Below are 19,703 nucleotides of genomic sequence, written 5' to 3' on the forward strand. Positions count from 1 at the left end.
CGTGTTCCAGGTCGTGGACGCGCCTGAGAGACCCACCTCGGCTGTACCGGTTTCGGACTCGGCAACATCGGATTCGGGCACCGTAGGCGGCAACGCGAGCCGGGAGGTCACCGACCCGGTTGTCGGCGCACGCCGTCCCCTCCGGTCGCGACTCCGCCGGGGTGTCGTCCCGTACCTGTATCTGATCCCCGCGTCGGCGATGCTGGTCATGTGGACGTATCGCCCACTGGCACAAGCCTTCCAACTCTCCACAGTCGAGTGGAACCTGTTGCCGACGAGCCCGATCCGTGCGGTCGGCGCCGACAACTACCGTGCGCTGGCCGATCTCCCGGCTCTCGGTGACTCGATCTGGTTGACGGTGGTCTTGATCCTCGGGTTGCTGCCGTTCACCATCGTCATCCCGGTCGTCGTGGGTTTCGCGATGCGTGGTGTCTCGCTGCGCAGTTCACGGATCTATCAGGGACTGATCTTCGCGCCCTTCCTGGTGGCACCGGTCGCCGGTGCCGCCGTGTGGCGGTGGCTCCTCGACCCCGGCGGGGGGATCGTCAACCGAGTCCTCGGTGTCGACGTCAACTGGATCTACGACACCAGGACCGCGCAACTGGCCATCGTCGTCATCACCGGTTGGCATCTCGTCGGCTTCGCAGTGCTGGCGGTCGCCGCGGGACTCGCCGGCATCTCCACCGACTACGACGAAGCGGCGCAGATCGACGGGGCCCGACGTCGACAGATCGCCATGCGCATCACCCTGCCGCTGCTGTCCCCCACGCTCGTGTTCCTGACGCTGATGACGGTGTCGCTGGGTGCGCAGTGGAGTTTCCCGCTCATCGACACCCTGACCCAGGGCGGTCCCTCGGGTGCGACCACGAACATCTACTACCTGATGTGGGACTTCGGTTTCGACTCCTTCAATGCCGGCCTCAGTTCGGCGACCGGCATGGTGCTGTTCGTCGGTTTCGCGATCGTCGCCGGCGCCCTCGTCTGGCTCTCCGAACGGATCACCTTCCATGACCGCTGACACCGCCCGACCCTCCGTCGGCGTCCGCGCGGGTTCGCATCTGACGCTGGCCGGCATCGCCGTGATCTGCGTGTTCCCGATCTACTGGCTCATAGCGACATCGCTGCGCAGACCGGACGACGTCGGCTCACTCCAACCGGTGCCGTGGCCGCTGTCGGTCGAGAACTACGGTCAGGCAGCAGGAGCGGTGCACGTCGGATCACTGCTGGTGAACACCACGGCCGTGGCGACGGCATCGACCATCGGCCAACTGGTCATCGCCTTGCTGGCGTCGTATGCCTTCGCGGTCTACGACTTCCCGCTGAAGCGGCTGCTCTACCTCGCCTTCGTCGGCACCTGGCTGGTGCCGTATCAGGTGACGATGCTGCCGAACTACGTTCTGCTGGAACAGCTCGGCCTGCTGAACACGTTGGCCGGGGTGGTCATGCCCACCCTCAGTTCGGCGTTGGCGGTACTGATGCTCCGCGCCCACATCGACGGTTTCCCGCGGGAACTCATCGAAGCCGCACGAGTGGAAGGACGATCGTCCTGGTCCATCCTGTGGGCGGTGGTGGTCCCCAACGTCCGTCCGGCGTTGGCGGCATTGGCCATCCTGCTCTTCATCAACTCGTGGAACGACTATTTCTGGCCTGCGGTCGTCCTGCGATCCGGCAACGACGTCGTCCAACTGGGATTGCGGAGCTTCATGAGCGCCGAGGGCGATCAGTGGGGCCCGATGATGGCCCTGGCCGGACTCACCTGCCTACCGGTGTTCGTGATCTACGTCGTACTCCAGCGTCACGTCGTGAACGCGTTCGCCCGGAGCGGCCTCAAATGATCTGTCGCTCGGTCCGTTCCGCACCGACCATCGGCTCGACGGGGTCGGCAGCAGCTGCGTGCAGCTCGGTCACGGTGTCCTCGCGGGTCGCGACGTCGGCGACGCAGTCGACCAACGCCTGGACCGCGGAGTTGCCCGAGTCCGCCGACCAGGCCATGTAGAGGTCGATGGTCGGGACCGGATCGATCAGCTTGACCGCCACCGAGGATGCGCCGGCGGTGCCCATCCCGACCGCCGCTGCGCGTGCCAACGACGCGAAGGCGACCAACGGCTTGATCGCGACCAGCTGTCCGGTACCGCTCGGATCGTCGGCGTGCTGGGCGATGCTGAGGCGCGCACCGGCCTCGTTCGCAGCGCCGACGATGACGTCGTACATCGCCGGGCACTGCTCCCGCGCGAACAGCACACACGGTTGGTCGCCGAGCTCGGCGCATCGCACGCTGATCCGGCCGGCCCAGGGATGAGTGCGGCCGACCACTGCGACGATCGGAACCCGGGACAGCAGCAATCGCGACCGTACGTCGACGCCGTGGGGCTTCCCGTAGACGAACGCGACATCGAGACTGCCGTCGGCGATGCCGTCCATCTGCGGTCCGGTGCGCATCTCCCACAGCGAGACCGCGACCTTGGGATGGCGCTCGTTGAGAAGGCTCAGCGCAGCCGGCAGCATATGTCTGCTGGCCGGGAAGTTGTAACCGATGGCGAGTGAACCGACCTGACCGGCGGCCGCCGACTTGGCGACGTCGACTGCCTTGTCCATCTGCGCCAACACCATCCGGGCCTGTTTCGCGAACTCGACACCTGAGCTCGTCAGGGCGACCTCGTGCGACGTGCGATTGACCAGCGTGACGCCCAGCGAGCGCTCCAGCTTCTGGATCTGCGCGCTCAGCGACGGCTGCGAGAGATGCAATCGGGCAGCTGCCCGCCCGAAGTGCAGTTCCTCCGCGAGCATCACGTACGACCGCAGGTGTCGGAAATCCATGGCACCCCCTCGGTCGCAACCTAATCTGACCGGATGTCTCCGGATGGAATTGTCGGGGACGAGCAGATGACCGGCATCGCCTGGCCGAGTGGGCGTCGCACTCTGCGTCACGGACATTGCTTCGCGGCGAACGGACGTCGACCCTAGAATGAACCCATGGGCAATGACATCGACCAGGTCTCGCGGGCCCAGGCGGAAGTGTTGATCACGGAACTCGAGCGAGTGGCCGACGGTCTCGTCGACCGCCTCGAGCGCACCGGATTGACCTCACGCGACGTGACGTCGGCGCGAACGGAACTGTACGAGGTGCGCGAGCACGTCCGCCGTCTCCAGCACACCTACGCGATCGGGGCTCAGCCCTCGGTGTGAGGCGGGACCTGCTCGGAGTCGACCATCGTCGACGACCCGCCGAGGTGCAGGTTCGCGCGACGCTCGACCAGCAGCGGGACGAAATCCCGGACCGCGGTGCCGTCGAAATGACGGTAGGCATCGTCGACCGTCGACTTCACCTCGTCAGCGGGCCGGTTGGCGTACTGCGTCGTCAGGCGCTCGGTGACCTCATCGATCTGGCGAGCCTCGTCATCAGCGTCCATACCCTCACGATACGGATCGCGGGTCCGGTTTCGCGCATCGAAAAGATGAACAAAAGTAAACGAGGATGTCCAGGCGTGGGCGATCAGGCCGGCCGCGACGACTCGGCGGTGTGCCGGGCATCCGTGCGGAGAGCCTCCGCCACCTCGTCAGCTGCAGCACGTCCCGCGCCCACGGCACCGTCCATGTAGCCACGCCATGCGAGGGCGAGGTCGGTGCCGGCCCAGTGCACGCGGCCGTGATTGCGCCGCAGTCGCTCGAGGTCGGGGTTCTCGGCGAAGACCGCCGCGGGCGCACCGCGGAGATGCGGCTCGGACGCCCAGGCCTGCTCGCGAACCAGCTCCGGGGCCTCCGGCGCCGGACCGAGGGCCGACTCGATCGCATCGACGACCACTGCCGCACGATCTGCTTCATCACGGGCGGCCAACAGGTCGGCGCCGCGGCCGGTGCTGAACGCCGCCAGGGCGGCATGTTCGGCACGGTGTGGTGTCGCGTCGACGATCATCTGGATCTCGGAGCCTGCGTTGACGATGACGGTCCCGGTCCGTCGACGGTCTCGCCACCAGGGCGTGCGGTAGATCACCGCGATCTTGGTGTAACGCCCCATGTGGGCGCCGGCGTAGAGGCGGGCCCGGTAGTCGTCGAGCGTCGGCGTGAACGCGATGTCGGCGACCTGGGGCGGCGGCGCGGCGACCACCACCCGACGGCACTCGACGACTCGGTCGCCGGCGATCACCTCGACGTTCGTCCCGGTGTCGCGGATCTCGGTCACCGGGGCGTCGGTGTGGATCGTGCCGGTGAACGCCTCGGCGAGCCCGTCGGCGATGGCGCCCGCGCCCTGCTCGAAGTAGCTGTCCTGCGCACCGCCGGCAAAGGTGAGCAGCTTGAACACGCTTCCCGCGGCTCGGACGTAGTCGAGGAATTGCCCTGCGGTGAACTCGGCGGGTGTCACCCCCGCGAGGAGTCCGATGGATGCCTCGCCGGCGCGTCGGCCGAAGTCGGAGCGGAACAGGCTGTGCATCAGCTCCTCGGCGCTGGTCTGCGGCGTGATCCATGCCGGTACACGGCGAGCTCGGGCATACAACTCCAGCTTCGCCAATCCCCTCGCACTGTCGAGCAGGCCGAGCCCGCCGCGCACCGGCATCCCCCACAGGGCTGCATGTACGTCGTCGCCGTCGACCACCACATCGTGCGACCGAAGGGACGGTCGTGGATGCCGGTGCCTCCGCAGTCCGAATCGACTGCCCAGGGCCAGGATCTCGTCCTGACCCGGTCCCACCCAATGCGCACCGAGATCCAGTTCCGTCCCTTCGTGGTGTGTCGTCCACACCTTGCCCCCGAGGCGACCCGACGCCTCGAGGACGACCACGCGGTGACCGGACGCCCCCAACTGCTCTGCAGCGGCGAGACCGCTCAGTCCAGCTCCGACCACGGCAACGTCGCACCCCATGCCCCGACTGTAAACGAGACCCGTACAGATGTACAGTTTCTGTGATCGCTATCCTCTGTTCGGACTACATCAACACCACTTCGCGGGGAGAGTTCCCAATGACTGCTGGCCACGTTCGTGGCTCTGGACGTGGCCGTCTCCTCGACGCCGCGATCGAGCTCATCGCGACGAAGGGTCTGCATGCGCTCACCCTCCGAGACGTCGCCAAGACCGCCGGGATGTCCCTCGGGTCCACCACCTATCACTTCGCCGATCGCACGCTGCTGATCGGCGCTGCGGTGCAGCGCTACGCGGAGGACGAGATCTCGCGCGTGGATGCCGCGGTGGAGGCATGGGACCCGGAGTCGGGGACCGCAGAGGATCTCGTCGCGGCGATGTTCGTGGAACTGGGGCATTCCTTCACACAGCCGGGCTCGGTGATCGCACAGATGGAGATGTACCTCGAGTCGTCGCGAAACCCCGAGTTGTCCGAGCTGTCGAAGCGACTCATCGCCGCGTTCGAGAAACTGATCGTCAAGGCCCTCACCGAGATGGGCGTCGCCGAGGATCAGGCGGCCAAGCGCGCGGCCCGCGTCATCATCTACGCCGACGGTTTGGCCATCCAGAGTGCGGCACGCGGGACGCCGAACGAACTACCCGAGGACGCCGCCGCGGCGATGTTCACGCTCGCCTCGACCGAGGCCCCCTAGCGAGAGGCCCCCTGGCCCCGCCCGCGAGCTCGGCGCACGACTCGAGCGATGCGCCGACAGCATGGGTCGATCGGACGCCGAGCGGTCCGGTCCCGACTAGATGCGCCCGAGCAATTCGGCGAGGTTGGCGCGGATGCGTGCGATCGGCTGGGCGGTCGGGCTCTGCTCCGAGAACTGTTGGCCGACATCGGAATCGAGGAAATCGACGGCGGCCTCGGCCGAGGCGAGCAGGTGATATCCGGCCTCGAGCCAGAACGAGTTACCGTGGGCATCGAGCTCGACCAGGGGACGTGGTCGTGAGAAGAACGTCGACGACGCATAGGTACGGATGCGGCCGATGAGGGCGCCGGTGAAGTGCACGTGTTGCATCGCCCTCAGGGTGTCGGTGCCGTACTCGATGTCGAGGACGATGAACCCGGTGTCGCTGTCCGGGTCATACCCGACCGCCGGCACCACCACCGCCGTTACGAACTCGAACCACCACGCGTTGTTGTACTCCACGAAGAATCGCAACGGCCTCCGCGACTCGTCCGACAGCGCGGTCTGCAGATAGCCGTTGTCGAGGTCGTAGTGTTCCGGACGAAAGCGCCGATCACGATAGCTCTGCGCGAAAGCGCGCAGAGGTCCGTTCGCCGTCGGGCGTCGGCAGACTGCGTGTCCGTGGTCGATACGCTCGGCGCCATCGTGGCAACGTACGCGGCGGGCGGGAGGGCCGTCAGGCTTTCGAGAGCTCCTTAAGTTCCACCGAGACCCGATACAGCTCACTCGGCGAGGCCGGTGACGTCTCGGGTCTCTGCAGTCACCCCCTTAGCGAGGGTGAACTGCATGACGTCGATGAATCCGGTGCGGAAGTAGTGTCCGCAGCCGGACAGATACCGCTCGTAGGTGTCGTAGGTCGCCTCGTCGGTGAGCGCGATCGCATCATCCCGGCGCTCGCGGAGCGCAGCGGCCCAGAGATCGAGGGTCTTGGCGTAGTTCTCGTTCAGGGGGTGCACTCGTTGCGTGGTGAATCCCACCGCCTCAGCGCCATCGACGATCCATTGCGGTTCGGGGATCTGACCGCCGGGGAAGATGTTCTTCAGGATGAAGAGCAAGAACTCCAGGTCTGCGCGGGCGAGTGTGAGACCACGGTCGCGGAGTTGATGTCGGTTGTATCCGACGATGGTGTGCAACAACATCCGACCGTCATCGGGCAGCAGTCCGTGGTACTTCGCGAAGAACAGGTCGTAGCGCTCGCGCCGGAAGTGCTCGAACGCGCCGATCGACACCACCCGATCGACGGGCTCGTCGAACTCCTCCCAGCCGCGGAGATGTACCCGCGCTCGGCTCGGGTCGTATCCGCGGTCATGGAACTGCTTGGCGACGTGGTCGTGCTGGTTCCGACTCAGGGTCAGCCCGATGACGTTGACGTCGTACTGCTCGATCGCGCGAAGCATGGTCGCGCCCCACCCGCACCCGATGTCGAGCAGCGTCTGACCAGGTTTGAGGTCGCACTTACCCAGCGCCAGATCGACTTTCGCCTGCTGAGCCTGCCCAAGGGTGTAGTCGTCACGCTCGAAATACGCGCAACTGTAGGTGCGCGACGGATCGAGGAACAGGGCGAAGAAGTCGTCCGAAAGATCGTAGTGCGACTGCACATTCGAATAGAAAGGCCGCATTTCTGTCATGACGCACTCCGCTCACGCGAGATCGAGGACTGTCCCGACCCCGCACGGCCACGGCTGCACCATGCGTTCACCTCAGCGTAGGCTGCCCCATCCGGCCCCGTGGCTTTGTTCCGGATTCCGCTCAAGGGCCGGACGCGAGAGAACCCCGGGCCGACGACCCGGGGTTCTCTGATTGTGGAGCTAGGGAGAATCGAACTCCCGACCTACTCGATGCGAACGAGTCGCGCTACCAACTGCGCCATAGCCCCGTGGTCGATCCGTTGAACCGACCGGAGGCCACTCTAGCAGCCCACCGGTCGGCACCTCCACACGCGACGGGGTCCGCACCGTCGCCGATGTCCGGTTAGGCTCACGACGTGGCCAAGGTGTCGGATTCGCAGATCGTGTCCATCCTCGACAACGCCGTCGCCGGCATCAACCCGGTGCTGGACGCGTTGTCGGAGCGGGACCCACTGGGGTTGAAGGGTCACACCTTCCGCGACAAGTCCGACGACGAGAACGACTCGACCGTCGAACACGGCGTGCACCTGCTCAGCGATGCCATCAACGTTACCGACTGGCCGGGTACCAAGGGCTGGTCGGAACGGTCGACCGCCGACCGAGCCGACTGGTGGGTCACCCGGATCGGCACCGTGAACACCGCGGCTGTCGCCTACCCCGGCCTGTTCGGCGCATGGGCCAAGCGGCTGCCGATCACCAGCGTCCTTGGGTTCGCGAACCAGGCGATGGTGTTGATCGCCGTCGCACGCGAGTACGGCGTCACCGATCGCGCGCGACAGGTGGAACTGCTGGCATCGGTGCTCTGTGACCGGAACCTGACCGCCGACGACGTCGGTGCCACCGCAGACGTGACGCTGGCTGACGACCCCAAGGACCGCAAGAAGTCGCTCATCCGCGCCGTCTGGGACACCGCACAGACCTTGCGCGGACTGTCCGACGAATTCGACCGCCGTCCGCAGCCGGCCGCACCGTTCCGGTTGCTGAGCTACATCCCCGTGGTCGGCGCACCCGTCACGTATGTCGGTGAGCGGCTGGCGCTCTCGAAGGCGGCCAAGGAGGGGCGACGATGGATCTCGGCCCACCCGGATGCGGTCAGTGCCTCGACAGACGACTGAGATCAGCCCCCTGACGACCCGCCGAGGGCATATTCCCCTCGGCAGTGGCTGACGGGGTCGATCTCGGCAGCGCGGGCCGCCGGATCAGCCTGCTGCAGCCGCTCGGAACTCGGGGTCCTCGCGCATCATGCGCCGACGCTGGAACGGCGGCAGGTGGTCGAACACCGGGTCCTCGTCGTCGATCTCGAGAACCGTTGCGCCACCGGGACGTCGAAGCCGCTCGGGAGTGGGTGCCGCCGCGAACTCGTCGGCAGCGTGCTCCCGACGTCGACGCACCGCCTGGTTCCGACGAGCCCGCTCGGCACGCGCGGCCCGCTGGGCACGGATCTGCTGTTCCATCCGCACTGCGCGACGCAGGTAGCCCAGGTAGCCGACGACCAGCAAGGTCGCGAGCCCGGTGGCGATCCAGCCCGGCAACCCCATCAGCACACCGGACACCACGGCGCCGACGACCAGCACCATCAACCCGATGAGTACGCGCTGACGCTCGCGGTACCGGAGCTCCGCGCGCCGATGTTCGGCAGGCGACTCGCGATGTGTCCGACCTGCCCGACGGGACGTCGACTCGGGAGCGCGCGACTCGTCGACTGCCGCTGCGGAACGCTTCGGATCGTCGACGTCATCCAGATCGTCGATGTCGAACTCGTCCTCGAGTTCGTCCTCTGCGTCGTAGTCGTCGTCGTAATCCTCGGCCTCGTACCCTTCTGCGTCGTACTCGTCGTCGTACTCGGCATCCGAGTCGTACTCGTCATCCAGATCGTCGTCGAGATCCTCGTACTCGTCCTCGGCGTCCAGATCGGCCGACTCGTCCTCGGCCTCGTGGTCGACGGTGTCCGGACGGATCCGTGCAGCGGTCGTGACCGGCTCGTCGGCGTCCTCGACCACGGTGTCGTTGTCGTCGACCTCGTCGAACTCGACATCCACCACGTCACCGAGATCGGCTGACGCATCCTCGGCCTCGTCGTCGTCCTCGTCGAGGAGTTCGGCCGTCACGGTGATCTCGTCGTCGTCGGCATGCTCATCGGTCTCCGATTCGGAGCGGACATCCGAGTCGTCGGACACATCGGATTCGACATCGGAATCGTCGGACCCGGCCGTCTCATCGGATTCCGCCACGACCGAGATCCTCTCGTCGGAGGAGTCGTCCGTAGCAGTGTCGGAGGAATCGTCCGCAGCGTCGGCATCGGAATCCTCGGTGGCCGGAGCGGTCACGGTCGCTCCGGTCGCCCTGCGCATCCGCGACCCACGACGCGAACCGGACGAACCGGCGCCGGCTGACCCGGTGTCGGTCACGTCGGTGTCGGCCGCATCGGTATCGGAAGAGGCGGTATCGGTCGAGTCAGACGGTTCGTCCCGATCGAGAACAGCGGTCCGCGACCGGCTGCGTGCGGTGTACGAGGGATCGTGCGGATGGGTCGCAGCCGACCGTCGACGCGTAGTCCGCGTCGACCGGGCAGTGGTACCGCCACGATGCAGCAGTCGGGTGGCCCGAGCCGCTTCCGTCGACTTCCGCATCTGTGGCCGTCCCTTGATGACCATCGGCACCAGCACGAAGAGCCAGATCGCCACCAAGCAGACCCACAACACGGAGTTCGGCATGCGTCTCTCCCTTCGTCACTCTGGTCACACGCAGGTCATCACACAATCTAAGGGCGATCGATGCTCGGCCAGCGCAGACGCGCCGACCACCGACCAGATTCGCCGGGTTCACAGGGGCCTCTCAGCGATGCCCGTCGGGGAACCCCGTCCATCCGCACGCGCCGACCATTGACGGGCACCCACCTGCGGTCGTAAATTCATCACACAATGAATTCAACACTCGATGAATTGAGGCTGCGATGCCCACCTCTGCCCCGGCGGTCCGCTGTACCGATGTGAGCGTGCGGCGCGGCCGCGTACTCGCCCTCGACAACGTCTCGGTGACGATCCCGACGGGTTCGATCACCGGACTCCTCGGCCCGTCCGGCTGCGGCAAGACGACCCTGCTGCGCGCGATCGTCGGCACCCAGCGTCAGGTGGACGGCGAGGTGGACGTCCTCGGACTGCCCGCGGGATCTGCCGCCCTCCGTCGACAGGTCGGATACGTCACCCAGTCGCCGTCGGTCTACCTCGACCTGACCGTGGCCCAGAACGTCCGCTACTTCGCCGACCTCTTCGGGACGACGGACGCCATTCCCGACGCGATCTCCGCAGTCGGACTGGACGAACGCGCCGAGCACAAGGCGGGCGACCTCTCGGGCGGCCAACGCAGCCGGGTGTCCATCGCGTGCGCACTCGTCGGACGCCCATCCCTGCTGATCCTCGACGAGCCGACCGTCGGTCTCGATCCGGTCCTCCGCGCCGACCTGTGGCGACGCTTTCGCGCCCTCGCCGACGACGGCGTGACCCTGGTGGTGTCGAGCCACGTGATGGACGAGGCAGCGCACTGCGACAACCTCATCCTGATGCGCGACGGCGGGCTCGTGGCCGAACTCAGTCCCGACGATCTGCGCTCGCGGACCGGTGAGACCAATCTCGAAGACGCGTTCCTCTCACTCATCGAGGCGGCCTGACATGACCGGCATCCCATCGGCATCTGCCGACCGAATCCGTTCCCACACCATCGATCCGACGCGCCCGATCCATCCGACGATCCTCGGCGTGACCGCGATCCGGGTCCTGCGACAACTGCGCGCCGACCCCCGCACCATCGCGATGATCATGGCCATCCCGATCCTGGTGATGACGCTGCTGTACTTCATGTTCTCCGAGCAGCCGCCACTCCCGAACGGCCAGAGCCATTTCGTTCCGATCGCCACCGCGATGCTGGGCATCCTGCCGTTCGTGACGATGTTCCTGATCACGTCGATCGCCATGCTGCGCGAACGTAGTTCGGGCACTCTCGAGCGGCTGCTGACCACACCGATCAGCCGACTCGACCTGCTCGGCGGGTACGGACTGGCATTCGGCATCACCGCCGCCGTCCAGGCAGTGCTCGCATGCGCGGTCTCGTTCTGGTTCCTCGGGCTCACCACGGCCGGGTCGGTCGTCTGGGTACTGCTGATCGCGGTCGTCGACGCCTCACTCGGAGTCGGACTCGGTTTGCTGTGCAGCGCTTTCGCGCAGACCGAGTTCCAGGCGGTGCAGTTCCTGCCGGTCATCGTCATCCCGCAGCTGTTCCTGTGCGGACTCTTCGTCCCGCGCGACGCGCTCCCGGGTTGGATGGAATGGTTGTCCGACGTGATGCCACTCAGCTACGCGGTCCAAGCACTGCAGGAGGTCAGCGCACACCCGGACCCGACGGCCGTGATGTGGCGCGACATCGCGATCGTCGCCGCGTGCACGCTCGTCGCCCTCGCACTCGGTGCAGCGACCCTGCGGCGCCGCACCCCGTGAGTGTCCCGCGTCGGTCCGGGCGCCGGCCGGGCGACCCCGACACCCGGAGCACCATCCTCGACGCCGCGCGTGAACTGTTCGCGCGCAACGGTGTCGACAAGACCTCGGTCCGCGCGATCGCTGCAGACGCCGGGGTCGACCCGGCTCTCGTGCACCATTACTTCGGAACCAAGAACGCGCTCTTCCTGGCCGCAGTCCAGATCCCCATCGACCCGGCCACGATTCTCGAACCCCTGGCATCGACGCCCGTGGAGGAACTCGGGCCGGCCCTCGTGCGCGGCATCCTGGGAGTCTGGGACGGCGAGTCGCAGCCGGCATTGATAGCCCTGATCAAGGCCAATCTCTCAGCACCGGATGCGGGCCTGCTGAGGACATTCGTGGCCGAGATCGTGCTCGGACACCTGCGGCCGCGTGTCGACGAACCCGCGGGCTCGGCCGCATCGCGAACGGTGCTGGCGGCGAGCCAGATCGTCGGATTGCTGATCATGCGCTACGTCGTCCGTCTCGAGCCGTTGGCGTCGGCGTCGCGGGACGACCTCGCTGCGACGGTCGGTGTCACGTTGCAGCGCTACCTGACCGGTGACCTACCGACGCTCCCTCAGCCGTGAACGAGTCACGCGGAACGGCACCACCGGACGGACAGGGAGGGATCAGACCGTGAAGATGGTGTAGGCCGTCCCGTCCCGACGGTTGATCGCGCGCACCGCCATCACGCAGCCGACAGCCCCGACGAGACTGATCACCGCTACCACCCCGGCGATCAGCGCCGGCGCCGGCTCACCGACTCCGTCCGTCACGCCGAGCGGGCCGCCGCGATGCTCGGCCGCAGCCGGCACCGCAGTGACGAACGGATGGCCCGGCAATGGGCGGCGTTCGTCGCCGCGATGAATGCCGACGTCGCCCATGCGCGAGCGGCGCTGGCCAACGCCGACACGCTGCCGCAGGCAGCAGTGCTCACCGACCATCAGAGCGTCGCCGCTCGCGGGTTGCTCGACCTGGCAGGGCCCGGATCACCGTCGTCGCGATCCGGACGCGCCGGAGACCACCTCGCGGAGGCCGTGCTGCTCGCGCGACAGCACGGCTGCCTCATCGATGCCGAGGTCCTGGACCTGCTCCGGATGGCCGTCGGCGTGAGCTCCGACCACCGGACGTCGACGACACCGCCTGCGTCTGGGCCACAGTCGAGTTCATGGTTGGCCCGCACGTGTCGCGCCGTGGTCGACGCAGCACACACCGGAGATGAGGTCGGAATAGTTTCGGCAATAGCTGAATTCGAGCTTCGTGGGCTTGTCAGCTGTGCAGAGATGGCACGTCACGCAACAGCCGGCGCCCTGACACGACGTCGCCGTCGCACCCCCGGTCGGCTCCCGGCACTTGCCCCGCGCGACGCCGACCCGTTGACCCCGCGCGAACGCGAGACCGCCGATTTGGCCGGTCGTCGACTCTCGTCCGCCGAGATCGCCGACCGCCTCGGAGTGTCGGTGCGGACGGTCGACAACCACCTCGGTGCGGTCTACCGCGCGCTCGGCATCACGTCGAGGCGCGAGCTGATCGCGATGGCCGAGTCCGAGGACATCGTCCGCTGAGCCGGCCACCCCCCGCACAGTCCTCGTGCGACCCGCCCCGCGTATGGCAGGTACGCGCTCCGTCCGCCCACCGAAGACGGTGCTCGCAGATCCGCGCCGCCACACCTACGCTGGCAGACATGACGACCCGTGAGATCGACGTCCCGGAGACCACCCGTCCACGCACCATCGCGCGCTACCTGCTGGCGGCCGCGCTCGTCTTCGCCGGACTCGGTCACCTGTTCTGGGCACGCAAAGCCTTCCAGGCGCAGGTCCCCGACTGGGTGCCGCTCGACAAGGACGCGGTCGTCGTGGCATCCGGCGGTGTCGAGATCATGCTCGGTGGCGGGCTGGCGGTGCTGAGCCGGGACCGCGTGCGCGTCGGCCGGATCGCGGCCCTGTTCTTCGCCGCGGTCTTCCCCGGCAACATCGCACAGTGGCGCGATCGTCGGAGCGCATTCGGCCTGGACACCGACGAAAAGCGTCTGGTGCGACTGTTCTTCCAGCCGGTCCTGATCGCATGGGCCCTGTGGTCGACGGGAACGCCCAAGAAGCGCTGACCACGCGCCGGGTCAGCCCAGCGCCGCCACCGGTCGGCTGACGGTCAGGTGCAGCGGACCCCGCACCAGCATCTGCTGCTTCCATTCGACGTCGTCGATGACGAGGTCGGGAAAACGATCGGCGAGTCCGCGCAGGGCTTCCTGGAGTTCCATCCGCGCCAGTGACGCGCCGAGGCAGAAGTGTGCGCCGTGGCCGAAGCCGACGTGCGGTTGCGCGTCGCGATCCGGATCGAAGTCGTCGGGGTGTGCGAACACATCGGGATCGCGATTGGCCGCCGCGATGCTGGTGACCACCGCGTCACCCGCACGGACGAGGGTGTCGCCGAGCCAGACGTCCTCGCGCGCATAGCGCGCCGATCCGCCGCCGACTCCCAGCGGGACGATCCGCAGGAGTTCCTCGACCACGGCCGGGACCGATTCCGGATCCTCGACGATGCGGCGCCACCGATCCGGCCGCTCACACAGCCAGACCACGAAGTTCGGGATCTGTGTGGCGGTGGTCTCGTGGCCTGCGACGAGGATTCCGGTGCAGAGATCCACGAGCTCGGTGTCGTCGAGCCGATCGTTCTCTTCGTGTTCGCGCAGGAGTCCGGTGATCAGCGCGTCGTCGGGCGTGCGTCGCTTCGCCTCGATCAGACCGCGCATGTAGTCCTCGAACTCGTCCTGCGACCGGGTGAACTCCTCGGCTGTCAGCGACGAGGTCGACATCACCGCATCGCTCCAGCGGCGGAAGAGGTCGCGGTCGGCCACCGGCACACCCAGCAACTCGCAGATCACCTGGACCGGGAGCGGAAGTGCGAATGCATCGACGAGGTCGAATGGCCGGCTCGAGTCGATCTCGTCGAGCAGCGCCGCGACCAGATCCCGAACCGCCGGGCGCAGTTTCTCGACGCGCCCGCGTGTGAACGTGCGGGCAGCCAGGCGCCGGACACGGGTGTGGTCGGGCGCATCCATCGACAGGAGTCCGCGGTTGCGCCGCGCGGCCCGCAGTCGCGGCTCATCGTGATCGCGCGCGATCGCCCTGCTGAACCGACTGTCGGACAACACACATCGCACATCTTCGTAGGCGGTGGCGAGCCACGCGGCCTCGCCGAACGGCATCTGGATGCGGATCAACTCGGGCCGGGATCGGACGTCACGATACCGCTCGGAGAAGCCGAGCCCGACGGCCTCGTTGAAGGGATAGTCCACCGGGGACGACATCGGACAGTTCATACGCACGCTCCCTCGTCGGTGATCGATCACTCTGATTAGCTTTGCTAATCATCGACACTAACGAGGGGTCGGGCGCACGTCTAGAACGTGTTCGGTGTCCGGATCAGGATCCGGCCGTGAACCCGACGTCGATCGCGACCTCGAGCGCGACGTCCTCCGGCGTGAGTTCCAGAGTCGGCTCCGGCGCCGAGGCCACCATCGCGCGCTTCGAGAACCGCGCCGGTCGGAACGAGTCCGGTTCGGCGGTCGGTTCGGTCACCGACACCGCGGTCACCTCCGTATGGCCGAGCGCCTCGGCGTACGCGGTCGCCTTGGCCACCGCGTCGGCGATCGCCTCGCGGCGCAGTTCGACCATCCGCGCCGCGTGCGTCTCCTCGGCGATCCCCCACGTGACGCCACCGATCTCGACACCGTCGCCGACCGCCCATCGATCCAGGTGATCGGACAGACTCTCGAAGTCGACGAAGGTCGCCGACACCTCGATCCGGGTGGTGAAGACGCGATCGAGCTGTCGCTCGCCGTCGAAGGGCCGATGCGAGTAGACCCGCACCGCACCGCTGTGCCAGTTGCTGACCGCACCGGCCTCCGACAGCGCGGCGAGATCGTCGACGAGTGGCTGGTGAACGGCCACTGCATCCCGGAACACGGTCTCCCGCCGCCCTCCCTCGACGGCGATCGTGATCGACACCGTCGCACGTTCCGGGGCGCACCGGCCGTGCGCCGAACCACGTACCGCGATCTCCAGGGAAGCCATGCGCGTCAGCCTAATCGGGCCCGGCACGCCAGACGGTCACGACGCCGATCCGGCGGGTCAGGGGAATCCGGCCCGACCGGCACGCACCAGCGTCTCCGCGGCACTCCCGACGAGCTCCTCGGCCGTGAGCGCGTACAGGAGATGGTCGCGCCAGCGGCGATTGACGTCCATGTAGCGCTCGAGCAGGCCCTCACGCCGGAATCCGACCTTGCTCAGCACCGCCTGCGAGGCCATGTTCTCGGGCTGCACGGTGGCGTCGAGTCGATGCAGACCGACCTGACCGAAGCAGTGGTCGACACCCAGAGCAACTGCGGCCGTAGCGATCCCGCGACCGAAGTGATCCGAATCGACCCAGTAGCCGATCCACGCCGTGCGGACCGCGCCGCGCTGGATGTTGCCGACGGTCAGCTGCCCGACGTATGCGCCGTCCAACTCGATGACGAACGGCATCACCGCGCCGCGCTTGGCCTCGGACTTGAGGACGGCATACAGCGGCGGCCACGCGCTCGGTTGATGCCGATCGGCCCACGAACCGATTCCGGTCGGCTCCCAGGGCAGCAGGGTGTTCTGGTTACGGATGCGGAGCTCACTCCACGTCTTGGCGTCGCGCAGGCGGATCGGGCGCAGGCCGACGCCACCAGCCGCGGTCCGCAACGGACCGAGCGTGGCCGGCCAACCCGCGTGCGAGCTCTCTCCGGTCAACCACCTCAACACGGGACCGAGTTTATGCGTTGTTCATCGGCCGGCAGGGCACCCACGACAATTCGATTCCCGAATCGTGGCCCGCCGCAGCGAGCGGTACGGCGTCCGGGTGGCGGCGGTTCAGCCACGCTGCGCCAGGAACGAGACCTCGACCTCGTCGCCGGTGCGGAGTTCGGAGACCTCGGGGTCGACCATGATGAGACAGTTGGCCTCGGCCAGTTCGGCCAGCAGGTGCGACGAGCCGGTCGGTGACGCTCCGATCACCTGGACTAGGTACTCCCCCGACTTCTCGTCGCGCATGAGCTGACCCCGCAGGTACCCCTTGCGTCCCTCGACCGATGCGATCGGCCCGACGGTCCGCGCGGTGATCACCCGGCGCATCGGCTGACGTTTGCCCAGAGCGATGCGGATCAGCGGTCGCACCATCACCTCGAAGGTCACCAGCGCGCTCACCGGGTTCGCCGGGAGCAGGAAGGTCGGGACCTCATCGCGACCTAGCCGCCCGAAGCCCTGGACCGAGCCCGGGTGCATCGCTATGCGGACGATCTCGAGCTCGCCGAGGTCGGCGAGTGCATCGGCGACGGCCTTGGACGCGGTGCCGCCGATCGCTCCGCAGATCACCACGATCTCCGAGCGGATCAGCTGGGCCTCCACGACCTCGCGCATCCTCGACGCCTCGCGCTCGGCGATCCCGACGCGGTTCACGTCGGCGCCGGCATCACGGGCCGCAGCGGCCAGGGCGTAGCTGTTGACGTCGTAGATCTGTCCGGGCCCGGGTGACCGATCGATGTCGACGAGTTCGCTGCCCACCGAGATGACCGACAGACGTGGGCGCGGATGCACGAGGACACGCGGTTGTCCGACCGCTGCGAGCAGACCGACCTGCGCCGGCCCGATGATCGAGCCCGCACGGACCGCGACATCACCGGGTTGCACGTCATCGCCCACCCGCCGGACGTAGTCCCCGCTTTCCACACCGTGCCCGACCTTCACCCGCGACGAACCACCGTCCGTCCAGCGCAACGGCACCACCGCGTCGGCGAGCGTGGGCATAGGCGCACCGGTCTCGACGCGGACGGCCTGTCGCGGCTGGAGCCGGGTCGGTGTGCGCGAGCCGGGCGAGACCTCGCCGACGACAGGCAGTCCGACGATGATCGGCTCACCCGCGACGAGATCGATGAGTTCGGCTCCGGCGGTGTCGAAGTCGTCGAGGTCGGCGGGCGCATCGGTACCGGCCAGCCCGACGTCGACGGCTCGGACCGCATACCCGTCGATGGCCGCCTGGTCGAAACCGGGCATCGGTCGTTCGGTGACGACCTCCTCCGCGCACATCAGTCCCTGGGCCTCGGAGATGGCCACCCGTACCGGTCGGGGCGCCACCGCCGCCGCGGTCACCCGGGTCAGATGATCTTCGACCGAACGCATCTCACCCCTCTCGCCGCTGGTCGGCACGGTTCCGACCTCCGCGCGCACGGAATCGGATACACGTTAACCGGCCGCGGCCACACAGTGGATGAGGCGCGCTGGGCTCCCGACGGTCGGGCTCTCCCGCGATCTGTGCGCTCAGTCGTGCTCGAGACGCGCGGTCAGCCACTCCCGCAGGTCGGGTCCGTAATCGTCGCGGTCGAGTGCGAAGTCGACAGCGGCCTTGAGGTATCCACCCGGATTGCCCAGGTCGTGTCGCGTCCCGCGGTGCACCACCACGTGAACCGGTTCGCCCTCCTCGATCAGCAGCGCGATGGCGTCGGTGAGCTGCAACTCGCCGCCCGCGCCCGGCTCGATGCGACGCAGCGCATCGAAGATCTTGCGGTCCAGAATGTATCGGCCGGCCGCGGCCAGATTCGACGGCGCATCCTCGGCGTCGGGCTTCTCGACCATGCCCTTCAGCTTCTTCACGTTCGGGTTGTTCGCATCCGGGAGTTCCTCGACGTCGAATACGCCATAGGCACTGATCCGGTCACCGGGGACCTCGATGGCACACAACACCGATCCGCCGCGACGCTGACGGGTCCGCGCCATCACCTCGAGGACTCCGCCGGGTAGGACGAGGTCGTCGGGCAGCAGCACCGCGATGGCGTCCTCGTCGTCGTCGAGGTACGGCTCGACACAGCCCACCGCGTGTCCGAGTCCGAGCGGCTTCTCCTGGATCACCGAGGCGACCTCCAGCAGCGAGGGCGCCTTGCGGACCTTCTCGAGCATCGCGTTCTTGCCACGCTTGGCCAGTGTGTTCTCCAGCACCAGGTCCTCGACGAAGTGCGCGACCACTCCGTCCTTACCTGGTGAGGTGATGATGAGCAGCCGGTCAGCACCAGCGGATTTGGCCTCCTCGGCCACCAGCTCGATCCCCGGGGTGTCGACCACCGGCAGCAGCTCCTTGGGCACGGTCTTGGTGGCCGGGAGGAAGCGAGTGCCCAGGCCCGCGGCGGGAACCACCGCGGTCCGCGGGATCGGCGGCGTGTTGGGTACCGACTCGTACTCGGCAGACGTGTGCGCGCTCGTGGAGGTCATGGACACACCCTAGTGTCGAAATCTGCGAGGATCCTGCTGAAGGCAGGTGGCCACCGGTGGACGGTGGCTGAATCCGGAAGAGGTGTGTGGGTGTCGACGAGCAAGAGCGTGGCGCGAGCTGAATTCGCCGAGCGCAGGGAGACGATCTCGTCCTTCGCGCGTGAGCAGACGGCCGCCGACCTCGCCGAATGGATCTATTCGGCCCCGTTCCGGCTCGAGTACGACGTCACCGTCGCGGCGCATGTGCCCGTCGGGACCGAGCCCGGCTCGACCGCGATGCTCGACGCGCTCGTCGATCGGGGTGTCACCGTGTTGGTCCCGGTGGTCGGCGAGGGTGAGCCCGGGCCGTTGGACTGGGCGCGCTACGACGGCGACGACTCGCTGGCTCCCGGCCGGTGGGGACTCCTCGAACCGACCGGTAGTCGGCTCGGCGTCGGTGCCATCCGCTCGGCGTCGGTGATCCTGGTGCCCGCGCTGGCGGTCGACAAGAGCGGCGTCCGCCTCGGCCGCGGCGCGGGCTACTACGACCGCACACTCGTCGGGGTGACCGCGGAGCTGGTCGCGGTGGTCGGCGACGACGAGGTGGTCGACGCCCTGCCGTCGGAACCGCACGACGTCCGCGTCGGCTGGGCCCTCACCCCCGGCGGCGGCTGGCGAGAGCTCGGCTGACCGGGCCCCAGCCCGTTCTTCCGCCC

The 19,703-nt window shown here is 67.6% G+C and carries 23 protein-coding genes and 1 tRNA gene; 11 read left to right on the plus strand and 13 right to left on the minus strand.

Going from position 1 to position 19,703, the window contains the following annotated elements; all coding sequences use genetic code 11:
• Position 1 precedes the first annotated feature (1 nt).
• On the plus strand, positions 2-1,018 hold the full coding sequence (locus tag GS4_RS12440; RefSeq protein ID WP_007621015.1) for a carbohydrate ABC transporter permease: 1,017 nt from the start codon (positions 2-4) through the stop codon (positions 1,016-1,018).
• Positions 1,008-1,835 carry a carbohydrate ABC transporter permease gene (locus GS4_RS12445; RefSeq protein WP_007621016.1) on the plus strand — a complete coding sequence of 276 codons (828 nt, stop codon included), beginning with the start codon at positions 1,008-1,010 and terminating at the stop codon, positions 1,833-1,835. The genes GS4_RS12440 and GS4_RS12445 overlap by 11 nt, the downstream gene beginning before the upstream one ends.
• On the opposite strand, the gene GS4_RS12450 is transcribed toward GS4_RS12445, so the two are convergent.
• Positions 1,828-2,817, minus strand: a complete 990-nt coding sequence (locus GS4_RS12450; protein ID WP_007621017.1) for a LysR family transcriptional regulator — start codon at positions 2,815-2,817, stop codon at positions 1,828-1,830. The two genes, GS4_RS12445 and GS4_RS12450, sit on opposite strands and share 8 nt — an antisense overlap.
• Before the next feature lie 156 nt (positions 2,818-2,973).
• On the opposite strand from GS4_RS12450, the gene GS4_RS12455 reads away from it, so the two are divergent.
• Positions 2,974-3,186 (plus strand): hypothetical protein, encoded by a 213-nt coding sequence (locus tag GS4_RS12455; RefSeq protein ID WP_007621020.1) that lies wholly within the window; start codon positions 2,974-2,976, stop codon positions 3,184-3,186.
• Here the strand turns inward: GS4_RS12455 and GS4_RS12460 are convergent.
• Entirely contained in the window at positions 3,171-3,410 is a 240-nt protein-coding gene (locus GS4_RS12460) for a three-helix bundle dimerization domain-containing protein (protein WP_007621022.1), read from the minus strand. The two genes, GS4_RS12455 and GS4_RS12460, sit on opposite strands and share 16 nt — an antisense overlap.
• An 83-nt stretch (positions 3,411-3,493) precedes the next feature.
• Entirely contained in the window at positions 3,494-4,858 is a 1,365-nt protein-coding gene (locus GS4_RS12465; protein ID WP_040510382.1) for a flavin monoamine oxidase family protein, read from the minus strand.
• A 98-nt stretch (positions 4,859-4,956) separates the two neighbouring features.
• On the opposite strand from GS4_RS12465, the gene GS4_RS12470 reads away from it, so the two are divergent.
• Positions 4,957-5,547: a TetR/AcrR family transcriptional regulator gene (locus GS4_RS12470; RefSeq protein ID WP_040510383.1), complete on the plus strand. Its 591-nt coding sequence runs from the start codon at positions 4,957-4,959 to the stop codon at positions 5,545-5,547.
• Between the two features lie 96 nt (positions 5,548-5,643).
• Here GS4_RS12470 and GS4_RS12475 read toward each other — a convergent pair whose 3' ends face one another.
• The 3 genes from GS4_RS12475 to GS4_RS12485 form a co-directional block, all read right to left on the minus strand.
• Entirely contained in the window at positions 5,644-6,060 is a 417-nt protein-coding gene (locus tag GS4_RS12475) for a hypothetical protein (protein ID WP_007621029.1), read from the minus strand.
• Between the two features lie 248 nt (positions 6,061-6,308).
• Entirely contained in the window at positions 6,309-7,214 is a 906-nt protein-coding gene (locus GS4_RS12480) for a cyclopropane mycolic acid synthase family methyltransferase (protein WP_007621030.1), read from the minus strand.
• A 175-nt stretch (positions 7,215-7,389) separates the two neighbouring features.
• Positions 7,390-7,462 (minus strand) — tRNA-Ala (locus GS4_RS12485).
• A gap of 108 nt (positions 7,463-7,570) precedes the next feature.
• Between GS4_RS12485 and GS4_RS12490 the strand changes: the two genes are divergently transcribed.
• A complete protein-coding gene (locus GS4_RS12490) occupies positions 7,571-8,329 on the plus strand; it encodes a hypothetical protein (RefSeq protein WP_007621031.1) in 759 nt (252 codons plus the stop codon).
• Positions 8,330-8,413: 84 nt separating this feature from the next.
• Here GS4_RS12490 and sepX read toward each other — a convergent pair whose 3' ends face one another.
• Positions 8,414-9,928 carry a divisome protein SepX/GlpR gene (gene sepX, locus GS4_RS12495; protein ID WP_007621032.1) on the minus strand — a complete coding sequence of 505 codons (1,515 nt, stop codon included), beginning with the start codon at positions 9,926-9,928 and terminating at the stop codon, positions 8,414-8,416.
• Between the two features lie 239 nt (positions 9,929-10,167).
• Here sepX and GS4_RS12500 point away from each other — a divergent pair, with 239 nt between their 5' ends.
• From GS4_RS12500 to GS4_RS12510, 3 genes are read left to right on the plus strand one after another with little or no spacing between them, the layout of a single operon-like run.
• Positions 10,168-10,881, plus strand: a complete 714-nt coding sequence (locus GS4_RS12500) for an ABC transporter ATP-binding protein (protein ID WP_007621033.1) — start codon at positions 10,168-10,170, stop codon at positions 10,879-10,881.
• A gap of 1 nt (position 10,882) precedes the next feature.
• Complete coding sequence (locus GS4_RS12505) at positions 10,883-11,704, plus strand: ABC transporter permease (protein WP_007621034.1); 822 nt, start codon at positions 10,883-10,885, stop codon at positions 11,702-11,704.
• Positions 11,701-12,312: a TetR/AcrR family transcriptional regulator gene (locus tag GS4_RS12510; protein WP_007621035.1), complete on the plus strand. Its 612-nt coding sequence runs from the start codon at positions 11,701-11,703 to the stop codon at positions 12,310-12,312. Before GS4_RS12505 ends, GS4_RS12510 begins: the two co-directional genes overlap by 4 nt.
• A 42-nt stretch (positions 12,313-12,354) precedes the next feature.
• Here the strand turns inward: GS4_RS12510 and GS4_RS25850 are convergent, their stop codons facing one another.
• Positions 12,355-12,609: a hypothetical protein gene (locus GS4_RS25850; RefSeq protein ID WP_040510385.1), complete on the minus strand. Its 255-nt coding sequence runs from the start codon at positions 12,607-12,609 to the stop codon at positions 12,355-12,357.
• On the opposite strand from GS4_RS25850, the gene GS4_RS25190 reads away from it, so the two are divergent.
• Complete coding sequence (locus GS4_RS25190; protein WP_217997681.1) at positions 12,589-13,290, plus strand: helix-turn-helix transcriptional regulator; 702 nt, start codon at positions 12,589-12,591, stop codon at positions 13,288-13,290. The genes GS4_RS25850 and GS4_RS25190 overlap by 21 nt on opposite strands.
• Positions 13,291-13,409: 119 nt before the next feature.
• Positions 13,410-13,829: a DoxX family protein gene (locus GS4_RS12525; RefSeq protein WP_007621042.1), complete on the plus strand. Its 420-nt coding sequence runs from the start codon at positions 13,410-13,412 to the stop codon at positions 13,827-13,829.
• Between the two features lie 12 nt (positions 13,830-13,841).
• Here the strand turns inward: GS4_RS12525 and GS4_RS12530 are convergent, their stop codons facing one another.
• From GS4_RS12530 to GS4_RS12550, 5 genes are all read right to left on the minus strand, one after another.
• The gene (locus GS4_RS12530; protein ID WP_217997682.1) at positions 13,842-15,032 is read right to left on the minus strand and encodes a cytochrome P450; all 1,191 of its coding nucleotides are present in this window, start codon (positions 15,030-15,032) and stop codon (positions 13,842-13,844) included.
• A gap of 115 nt (positions 15,033-15,147) precedes the next feature.
• The gene (locus tag GS4_RS12535) at positions 15,148-15,798 is read right to left on the minus strand and encodes an SIMPL domain-containing protein (protein ID WP_040510388.1); all 651 of its coding nucleotides are present in this window, start codon (positions 15,796-15,798) and stop codon (positions 15,148-15,150) included.
• A 57-nt stretch (positions 15,799-15,855) separates the two neighbouring features.
• The gene (locus GS4_RS12540; RefSeq protein ID WP_040510389.1) at positions 15,856-16,512 is read right to left on the minus strand and encodes a GNAT family N-acetyltransferase; all 657 of its coding nucleotides are present in this window, start codon (positions 16,510-16,512) and stop codon (positions 15,856-15,858) included.
• A 108-nt stretch (positions 16,513-16,620) separates the two neighbouring features.
• Positions 16,621-17,925 (minus strand): molybdotransferase-like divisome protein Glp, encoded by a 1,305-nt coding sequence (gene glp / locus GS4_RS12545; protein ID WP_040510416.1) that lies wholly within the window; start codon positions 17,923-17,925, stop codon positions 16,621-16,623.
• Between the two features lie 138 nt (positions 17,926-18,063).
• Complete coding sequence (locus GS4_RS12550) at positions 18,064-19,008, minus strand: UTP--glucose-1-phosphate uridylyltransferase (protein ID WP_007621051.1); 945 nt, start codon at positions 19,006-19,008, stop codon at positions 18,064-18,066.
• A gap of 90 nt (positions 19,009-19,098) precedes the next feature.
• Between GS4_RS12550 and GS4_RS12555 the strand changes: the two genes are divergently transcribed.
• Positions 19,099-19,677: a 5-formyltetrahydrofolate cyclo-ligase gene (locus tag GS4_RS12555; RefSeq protein WP_007621053.1), complete on the plus strand. Its 579-nt coding sequence runs from the start codon at positions 19,099-19,101 to the stop codon at positions 19,675-19,677.
• Positions 19,678-19,703: the final 26 nt, after the last annotated feature.

Origin of the sequence: Gordonia soli NBRC 108243, assembly GCF_000334455.1 — a bacterium.
GTDB classification, from domain to species: Bacteria; Actinomycetota; Actinomycetes; order Mycobacteriales; family Mycobacteriaceae; genus Gordonia; species Gordonia soli.

Excerpts from the sequence above, each read along its gene's own strand:
- GS4_RS12445 (WP_007621016.1), top strand. The coding sequence starts at position 1,008 with ATGACCGCTGACACCGCCCGACCCTCCGTCGGCGTCCGCGCGGGTTCG.
- GS4_RS12450 (WP_007621017.1), bottom strand. The coding sequence starts at position 2,817 with ATGGATTTCCGACACCTGCGGTCGTACGTGATGCTCGCGGAGGAACTG.
- GS4_RS12455 (WP_007621020.1), top strand. The coding sequence starts at position 2,974 with ATGGGCAATGACATCGACCAGGTCTCGCGGGCCCAGGCGGAAGTGTTG.
- GS4_RS12460 (WP_007621022.1), bottom strand. The coding sequence starts at position 3,410 with ATGGACGCTGATGACGAGGCTCGCCAGATCGATGAGGTCACCGAGCGC.
- GS4_RS12465 (WP_040510382.1), bottom strand. The coding sequence starts at position 4,858 with ATGGGGTGCGACGTTGCCGTGGTCGGAGCTGGACTGAGCGGTCTCGCC.
- GS4_RS12470 (WP_040510383.1), top strand. The coding sequence starts at position 4,957 with ATGACTGCTGGCCACGTTCGTGGCTCTGGACGTGGCCGTCTCCTCGAC.
- GS4_RS12480 (WP_007621030.1), bottom strand. The coding sequence starts at position 7,214 with ATGACAGAAATGCGGCCTTTCTATTCGAATGTGCAGTCGCACTACGAT.
- sepX (WP_007621032.1), bottom strand. The coding sequence starts at position 9,928 with ATGCCGAACTCCGTGTTGTGGGTCTGCTTGGTGGCGATCTGGCTCTTC.
- GS4_RS12500 (WP_007621033.1), top strand. The coding sequence starts at position 10,168 with ATGCCCACCTCTGCCCCGGCGGTCCGCTGTACCGATGTGAGCGTGCGG.
- GS4_RS12505 (WP_007621034.1), top strand. The coding sequence starts at position 10,883 with ATGACCGGCATCCCATCGGCATCTGCCGACCGAATCCGTTCCCACACC.
- GS4_RS25190 (WP_217997681.1), top strand. The coding sequence starts at position 12,589 with ATGAATGCCGACGTCGCCCATGCGCGAGCGGCGCTGGCCAACGCCGAC.
- GS4_RS25850 (WP_040510385.1), bottom strand. The coding sequence starts at position 12,609 with ATGGGCGACGTCGGCATTCATCGCGGCGACGAACGCCGCCCATTGCCG.
- GS4_RS12525 (WP_007621042.1), top strand. The coding sequence starts at position 13,410 with ATGACGACCCGTGAGATCGACGTCCCGGAGACCACCCGTCCACGCACC.
- GS4_RS12530 (WP_217997682.1), bottom strand. The coding sequence starts at position 15,032 with ATGTCGTCCCCGGTGGACTATCCCTTCAACGAGGCCGTCGGGCTCGGC.
- GS4_RS12535 (WP_040510388.1), bottom strand. The coding sequence starts at position 15,798 with ATGGCTTCCCTGGAGATCGCGGTACGTGGTTCGGCGCACGGCCGGTGC.
- glp (WP_040510416.1), bottom strand. The coding sequence starts at position 17,925 with ATGCGTTCGGTCGAAGATCATCTGACCCGGGTGACCGCGGCGGCGGTG.
- GS4_RS12550 (WP_007621051.1), bottom strand. The coding sequence starts at position 19,008 with ATGACCTCCACGAGCGCGCACACGTCTGCCGAGTACGAGTCGGTACCC.